This is a genomic window from Porcipelethomonas sp., from assembly GCF_051893655.1.
Lineage (GTDB): Bacteria > Bacillota > Clostridia > Oscillospirales > Ruminococcaceae > Porcipelethomonas.
The window spans coordinates 1-7,194 of record NZ_JBJFHN010000121.1 but is presented as its reverse complement, the minus strand read 5'-3'; the positions used below and the strand labels follow the sequence as shown (position 1 = coordinate 7,194).

The window sequence follows — 7,194 nt, the reverse complement described above, 5'->3', positions numbered from 1 at the left end:
CTTGGATATTCGGACGAGGAAATGATACAGGCTGGAGTCAGAAGCGTCAGCCGGAATAATCAGAATACTTATGATACGTTCAGGGAAAGGGTAATTTTTCCCATAATAGATCTGCGGGGAAATGTTATCGCTTTCGGGGGAAGAATACTTACAGACGGTGTTCCGAAATATCTTAATACCGGAGATACTCCGGTATTCAAAAAAAGCCGGAATCTTTTCTCTTTGAATTTTGCTAAGAATGCTCCGGTTAAAAAACTGATTCTTGCTGAAGGATATATGGATGTTATTTCCATTAATCAGGCAGGTTTTGAAAATGTTGTGGCTACTCTCGGAACTGCCCTTACCCCGGATCAGGCACAGATAATGAAGACATATGCCGATGAGGTTATCATTTCCTATGACAGCGACAATGCCGGTCAGAAAGCCGCCAGACGTGCAATTAATATTCTGGGAAACGCCGGAATAAACACAAAAGTTTTAAAAATGACCGACGCTAAAGACCCGGATGAATATATAAAAAAATTTGGTGCACAACGGTTTAAAATGCTTCTGGAAAATTCAGAAGGTGCTATTAATTTTGAACTTGAAAAATGTAAAACAGGTCTTGATCTGGACAGTGAAGCAGATAAAGTAAAATTTCTCAAAAATGCTGTAAAGGTACTGTCAGAAATTTCAAATCGTCTGGAACGGGACGTATATATATCCAAAACTGCAAAGGAAGCAGATATAAATATAGATGTTCTTCGTGCTCAGGTAGACGATGAAATCAGGAAAAATATTAATATTGAAAAGAAAAAAGAATGGCAGGCTATAAGATCAAAGCCTTATTATTCCGACCCGTTGGTACCTGAATCGTCAAAAGCTCCCAGACAGGTAAAAGCTGAGGAGGGCATTTTAGCATATCTGTTCAGATTTCCCGATAAGGTAAATTATGTGGAAAACCTTATTTCTCCGGAACATTTTATTACGGAATTTTATCGCAGGGTTTACATTTCTTACTGCAAAAAAGCGGCAGATAATGATATTTTCTCCCTTTCTTCTTTCTCCGGTGAATTTAATGACGAGGAAATGGGAAGAATAACGGGAATAGAAGCCAAAAACCGGGAAATCATTATAACTGAACAGAATCTTAAAGATTATATAAATATTTTGATTGATTATAAAAATAATCCGAAAAATATTAATTCTGATGATGACTTGATCAATATTGTCAAAGCTAAAAGAAAGAAATCATAAAAGCAGCATAAACGCTGAGAAACGGAGTGTTAATATGTCTGATAAAAAAAATACTATTGAAGCACTTATGGAAAAGGGCAAAAGTACAGGCAAGCTTACTACAAAGGAAATTACAGATGCTTTGGAAGAGCTGGACTTTGATGTTGCCCAGATGGATACTTTTTATGATAACTGTGCAAGCTACAATATCGAAATTGTAGATGATTATTCAACTGATACCGACCTTAAACTGGGTCTTGATTCCGGACTGGGTGATGACCTTGAAATGGCACTTTCAACAGAAGGAATTGCTATTGATGATCCTGTAAAAATATATTTGAAGGAAATAGGACGTGTGCCTCTTCTTACCGCAGAAGAAGAAATAGAACTTGCTCAGAGAATGAAAAACGGTGATTCATATGCTAAAAAACGTCTTTCAGAAGCAAACCTCAGACTTGTTGTAAGTATTGCAAAAAAATATGTCGGAAGAGGCATGCAGTTCCTTGACCTTATTCAGGAGGGAAATTTAGGTCTTATTAAGGCAGTAGAGAAATTTGACTATACCAAGGGTTTTAAATTTTCCACTTATGCTACATGGTGGATACGTCAGGCTATAACCAGAGCTATTGCCGATCAGGCAAGAACAATCAGAATTCCTGTTCATATGGTTGAAACAATCACAAAGGTAAAAAAAGCTTCCAGTCAGCTGCTTCATGAAAATGGTCATGATCCTACTGCAGATGAAATCGCTGAAACGCTGGATATGCCGGTTGAAAGAGTCAGGGAAATAATGAGAATAGCTCAGGATCCGGTATCTCTGGAAACTCCTATCGGTGAAGAAGAAGACAGTCATCTTGGCGACTTTATTCCGGATGACGAAGCTCCTGCACCAGCTGAAGCCGCTTCTCTTTTGCTCTTAAAGGAACAGTTAAATGATGTTCTTTCAACTCTTACGGAACGTGAAGCAAAGGTATTAAAGCTTCGCTTCGGTCTGGAAGACGGTCGTTCAAGAACCCTTGAGGAAGTAGGCAAGGAATTTGATGTGACTCGTGAAAGAATCAGACAAATTGAAGCCAAGGCTCTTAGAAAATTAAGACACCCCAGCAGAAGTAAAAAGGTCAAAGACTTTCTTGAATGAGCGTCTGGACCTGATACATAAAAAAAGAGGACTTTTTACAAGTCCTCTTTTATATATTCAAATTTTATTCACCAATGGAGGTTATTATAAATAACGACTTTATCAGTACATCGGAACCACCTTAAAAATAATTTATACATTCAAACTTAACTTTCTGGCGGAATCACTCCCCTTCTGTCACGGTTTTTTATTCCTTAAAATTATTTTCATCAGCATCATCCTAACTAAATAATTATACGTTCACAATTAATATTTAGTGCACCGGTACCACCTTTTCATATATTATTATCTTTGCTTTCTATGTAAAGACATTAAGTCATAAAATTGAGATATATCCTCTCATCTCAACACCATGAACAAAATAAAGCCATAATTGAAACACCAACTTAAAATTACAACTTACAACTCAATGTTCTTACGGAAATTTCAAAGATATCATATTCAAATCAACTTGGAATGCAGATAATTCAATTATCTCAAATTCCCTTTTTATTCATTTGAAATCACCTAAGAAGTAAGAGCCACCAATTATGGCGTCACACTGCTGTTCATCAACTGATTCCATCGGCAGCATACCTCCGTTCTGATTTAAATTTATTTCCGCAAAAGGATTTTCCGATTCCTTAAACTGCCTTGCGAAAATACCATCGTTCAAAAGTCTGCAAATAAATAATCTGATTGAATTGCACTGACACTTTCTGCAGCAGATGTTTTTTCATCTTTATCTGTATCTTTATTTGCTTTCCTTTGATGTATATATAATAACACTTTTTTTATAGAATGTCAACAGTTTTCTTTAAAAAAAATGCACAATTTTATTAAAAATGTTCAAGCAATATTACTATTGACTTTAAACTCCGTTTGTTGTATAATTAATATGTTAGGGTTTAATAGCCTTAAACAAAAAAGATTGGAGAAAAATCAAATGCCCGATTTAAATGAATTTGAACCGGATCTTTTTACCCTTGAAGATGAAGAAGGAAACGAACAGACCTTCGAACTGGTTGATGTATACAAAGAAGATGATACTGTTTATTATGCCCTGATTCCTCAGCAGTCTAATCCGGAAAATCTTGAGGAAGACGATTATTTCGTTATTCTTAAAAAGGATGAAAATGATTTGGACGGTTATCTCGTTTCCATTGATGATGAAGCCGAACTTGACAGAATTGCTGATATTTTCATGGAAAGAATCATGGCTGATGACGATTTTGACTGTGACTGCGACCATGATGACTGTGATTGCTGCCACTAAAATTTACTATTGATTTTTTTTAAAGAATGTGTTATAATATGTTTAGAAATTAAAATTTCTGCCTTGTACGTGTCAATATAGTTTTTATAATCCAACACTTTTTTAAAGGGAATCCGGCTCTGACTGAAGATTGCAGACCTCCCGCTTTTGCGGACGAAGGGAGCGTGAGACTCTCAGGAGGATACCCACCTTGCTATTCAGCTTGGTTTTATGTGCTATATGACGGCAAGGCGGTTTTTTTATCTTAAAAAGCATTCTTTTGCTTTCAGATTGTAAAAAATCCGCATATTCAATTGAATATGCGGATTTTTAATATATACATTTATCCTTTATCTTTAAAAACCACAGATATTTCCCGACTAAAATATTCATCTGTTTTCTGATATGCTGCTTTAGCTTTTGAGCGCTTAAGCTTTATGGCTTCCGGAGTATTTTCTGCTTCAATACGGGTAAATTCTCTTTCACCAGCAATTTCAGATATCTTTTCAGATTCATAATCCTTTTCATAATCACACTGTAAATCCAAAAAGCTGTCATCGATTTTACTGATGTTCTCACGCTTTTGAATTTCATCACGCTCTGACTGTTCAGCCTCTCTGAGGTCATGTTCTGCTTTATTTTTTTCAGCTTCTGTCGGCAGTCTGTAATACTCACCGCTTTTTATATATTTATATGTGGCATTATCAATATCTTTCATTTTAATATTTACTTCATTTATTACTTCAAGTTTTTTGCTATCAGGAATATTAGGATTATCCTTAACAGAATTTATAGCTGATATTGCACCGTTAATTCTGGACATTTTAAGCCGTTTTACATCATCCTTTGTTTTACATCGTTTAAGTTCTTTTTCATAACTTGCTTTTTCAGCTTCACGATTTTTAATCTTCTGATAAGCCATAGGATCTCTGCTTTGAAGATACTGCATTTCTTCATTAGTAAGCTTTGAACCGGAATTGATTTTATTATGAATCATAGATAATGTTTCATCACTGGTATTTTCTTCTCTTTGTTCCATATATGATTTTTTAAACTGTTCATTCAGACGCTGTCTTTCAGTTTTGGATTCATTACTAGAAAAATCTCCGGAAGTTTTTTTCTGTTTCCATTTCTGCTGAAGCTTCACATTTTTTACATAACTGTTTATATTTCCAATAGACCAGAAATTCATATTAATCTCCCCCTTTGAATCTGTCTCCTGATTTCAAATCAAGATTTCACAATTCCTAACTTATACTTATATTATATACATCGGATATTTCAGCTAAAATTAAACATTGCAAAAAAATTCCTCTCATTTATTACAAATGAGAGGGAAAATTTATTTTAGAGTGAGTATACAAAGCAAAAACTAATTAAAATCCGCCAGGACCAGTCTGTCCGCCGCTTGTATTGGATGAAAGCTCAGTACCTCCGGAAATTGTTCCGCCTTTTCCTGCTTTCATACTGCTGTTTCCTTCGCTTACAGCAAAATATTCTGTACCGCTTAATGTTCCTCCGGTATAAACAGTACCGTCAGATGGTGCACAAACAACAATAGCTGCTGCTGAGTTTACAAATGTCATTGTGCCCTGAACGTTTCCACTGTTGTCTGTAATAGTAACAACTGTACCAGCACTCAAGTTAGCTGATTGATTCACAAGCTTGTAGCTTGCCGGAATTGATTCGCTGAACATATCATTGCTTCCGCCAGCTATAATAACACCGCCATTATTGTTCCATGTACTGTCACAGTCAATAGGAGAATTTCCGCCGCCTGTCTGTGATACAAATACATAACCGCCGTTTATTGTAAGAGAACCATTTGAATCAAGACCGTCACCGCTTGCGTTAACATATGTATAACCACCGTTTATTATAAGTGCATAGTCTCCGCTGCTCATTGAGCCGCCCTGACCCCATCCTCCTGGGTTTTGGGTTCCTGAACTGTCTGTACCGCCGGCTGCATTATAACCATCATCACTTGAAGTTACCATAACCGTACCACTGTTCTGAGTAATATTAGAAGCCTCAATACCTTCATATGATTTAATAATATCAATATAAGGTGAATTATAATCTGTGCTGCCTTCTGTGCCTATTACAAGGTTTTGGTCAGCATGAACGCCGTCATCACCTGTTGATGCTTTGATATTACCGCCTGTAATATTTACATTTGTTGCATGAACACTGTCATCAGTTGTATCAATATCAAATGTACCTCCGACAATATTGATTGTACCCTCAATTGTTGTACCTGAATCATCTGTACATCCGGCTTTCAAACCCTTAGCACTTGTATCGTCAGTAGTTGTTGTACTTCCGCTGCTTCCTCCCCAGCTTCCGCCGCCCGGCTGCTGACTGCTTCCGCTTGAAGACTGCTGTGCAGTTGTTTTAATAGTGAAGTCGCCGCCGTTCATAGTCATAAGCTGTGAAGCATGCAAAGCGTCTGAATATGCTGTGATGTTAACAGTACCGCCGTTTGCAGTAATGAATCCCTTGCCGGTTGTTGTATCAGTTTCTGTACTCTTGATACCGTCACCTGCTTTTGCATTTACAGTAACATTAAGATTGCTGAAATCAGTATCTGCCGGATCACCGATTGTTACGGAATCCTTACCTCTGATGCCGTCATCAGCAGCAGTAACCTGAATTGTACCGTTATTGAGCTTAATATCATTCTTACTTACAATAGCATCTGCATAATTTCCGTTTACAATAAGAGTACCCTTGCCCTTGAAGTTCAGGTCATCCTTACTGTAAATAGCACCGCTGTCATCATCAGCATTTGTATAAGCTGATGTACCGTCAGAAATTGTGTTTACAGTACCGTTCTTTGCAGAAATAGAGCATTTGTCATCAACGCTTGCAACATAAATCGGTGATGTAGAAGTATTTGTAAGAGACATTCCCTCAAGAGAAAGTTCAACAGTTGCATCAACGTATGTTGTCTTATCAACATCAACTACAATCTGTCCTTCTTCCATTTCACCTGTGACGATATATGTACCCGGCTGTGCAATTGTAATTGTCTTAAGATCTGCACTGATTGCAGCTCCTGTTCCCTCAAATGAAATTCCGGCATTGTCAAGAGTTATTGTATTTTCAGTCGGCACAACCACTGTACCCATTGCAGTAACTGAATTATATGTGCCGATGGTTCCGGATTTTACAAATTCTCCGGCTGTTGCAGCACTGTCATGAGTCATCTGTGAACCGCCTGTATAAACGTTATATGTACCGTCTGTAAGAACATCGTTACAAATAAGAGCATATGTATATTTTTTATCAGGAGTTACTGTATAAACTTCAGAACCATTTTTAGTAATTGAAATTTCCTGTTTATCAAGTTTTTCAGTATAGTTGAGAATCATTGAATCTACAGTAATTCCGGAAGTATTTACAAACTCTTCATTGCTTGTTGCAACAACGCTTCCTCCGGTAATATCAACAGTATATCCGTCGCCGGCTGTAAGACTGCGTTTACCGTAAGCATAAAGCTGTGCAGAACCGCTTACTGAAATTGAAGTACCAGCCTGAACAGCATCATTTTCAGCCTTTGCAGTTACCTTGCCTTTCCTGGATACGGTGGCAACCGTTTTTTTAT

General features: G+C 37.1%; 6 protein-coding genes and 1 other RNA gene. 4 read left to right on the top strand and 3 right to left on the bottom strand.

Annotated elements, in window-relative coordinates:
- Both ACI4WO_RS07075 and rpoD read left to right on the top strand, forming a co-directional pair.
- Positions 1 to 1,236, top strand: a 1,236-nt coding sequence (locus tag ACI4WO_RS07075) for a DNA primase (RefSeq protein ID WP_439806853.1), incomplete at its 5' end; no start/stop codon positions are given.
- 34 nt (positions 1,237 to 1,270) lie between these two features.
- A complete protein-coding gene (gene rpoD / locus ACI4WO_RS07070; protein ID WP_439806852.1) occupies positions 1,271 to 2,353 on the top strand; it encodes an RNA polymerase sigma factor RpoD in 1,083 nt (360 codons plus the stop codon).
- 493 nt (positions 2,354 to 2,846) lie between these two features.
- On the opposite strand, the gene ACI4WO_RS07065 is transcribed toward rpoD, so the two are convergent.
- Positions 2,847 to 3,008 carry a hypothetical protein gene (locus ACI4WO_RS07065; RefSeq protein WP_439806851.1) on the bottom strand — a complete coding sequence of 54 codons (162 nt, stop codon included), beginning with the start codon at positions 3,006 to 3,008 and terminating at the stop codon, positions 2,847 to 2,849.
- Between the two features lie 270 nt (positions 3,009 to 3,278).
- On the opposite strand from ACI4WO_RS07065, the gene ACI4WO_RS07060 reads away from it, so the two are divergent.
- Both ACI4WO_RS07060 and ssrS read left to right on the top strand, forming a co-directional pair.
- Positions 3,279 to 3,608 carry a DUF1292 domain-containing protein gene (locus tag ACI4WO_RS07060; protein ID WP_439806850.1) on the top strand — a complete coding sequence of 110 codons (330 nt, stop codon included), beginning with the start codon at positions 3,279 to 3,281 and terminating at the stop codon, positions 3,606 to 3,608.
- A 52-nt stretch (positions 3,609 to 3,660) separates the two neighbouring features.
- A non-coding RNA gene (gene ssrS, locus ACI4WO_RS07055) (6S RNA) lies at positions 3,661 to 3,849 on the top strand.
- 81 nt (positions 3,850 to 3,930) lie between these two features.
- On the opposite strand, the gene ACI4WO_RS07050 is transcribed toward ssrS, so the two are convergent.
- Together ACI4WO_RS07050 and ACI4WO_RS07045 are read right to left on the bottom strand one after the other, a co-directional pair.
- On the bottom strand, positions 3,931 to 4,779 hold the full coding sequence (locus tag ACI4WO_RS07050) for a hypothetical protein (protein WP_439806849.1): 849 nt from the start codon (positions 4,777 to 4,779) through the stop codon (positions 3,931 to 3,933).
- Positions 4,780 to 4,963: 184 nt separating this feature from the next.
- Positions 4,964 to 7,194, bottom strand: a 2,231-nt coding sequence (locus ACI4WO_RS07045) for a carbohydrate-binding domain-containing protein (protein ID WP_439806848.1), incomplete at its 5' end; no start/stop codon positions are given.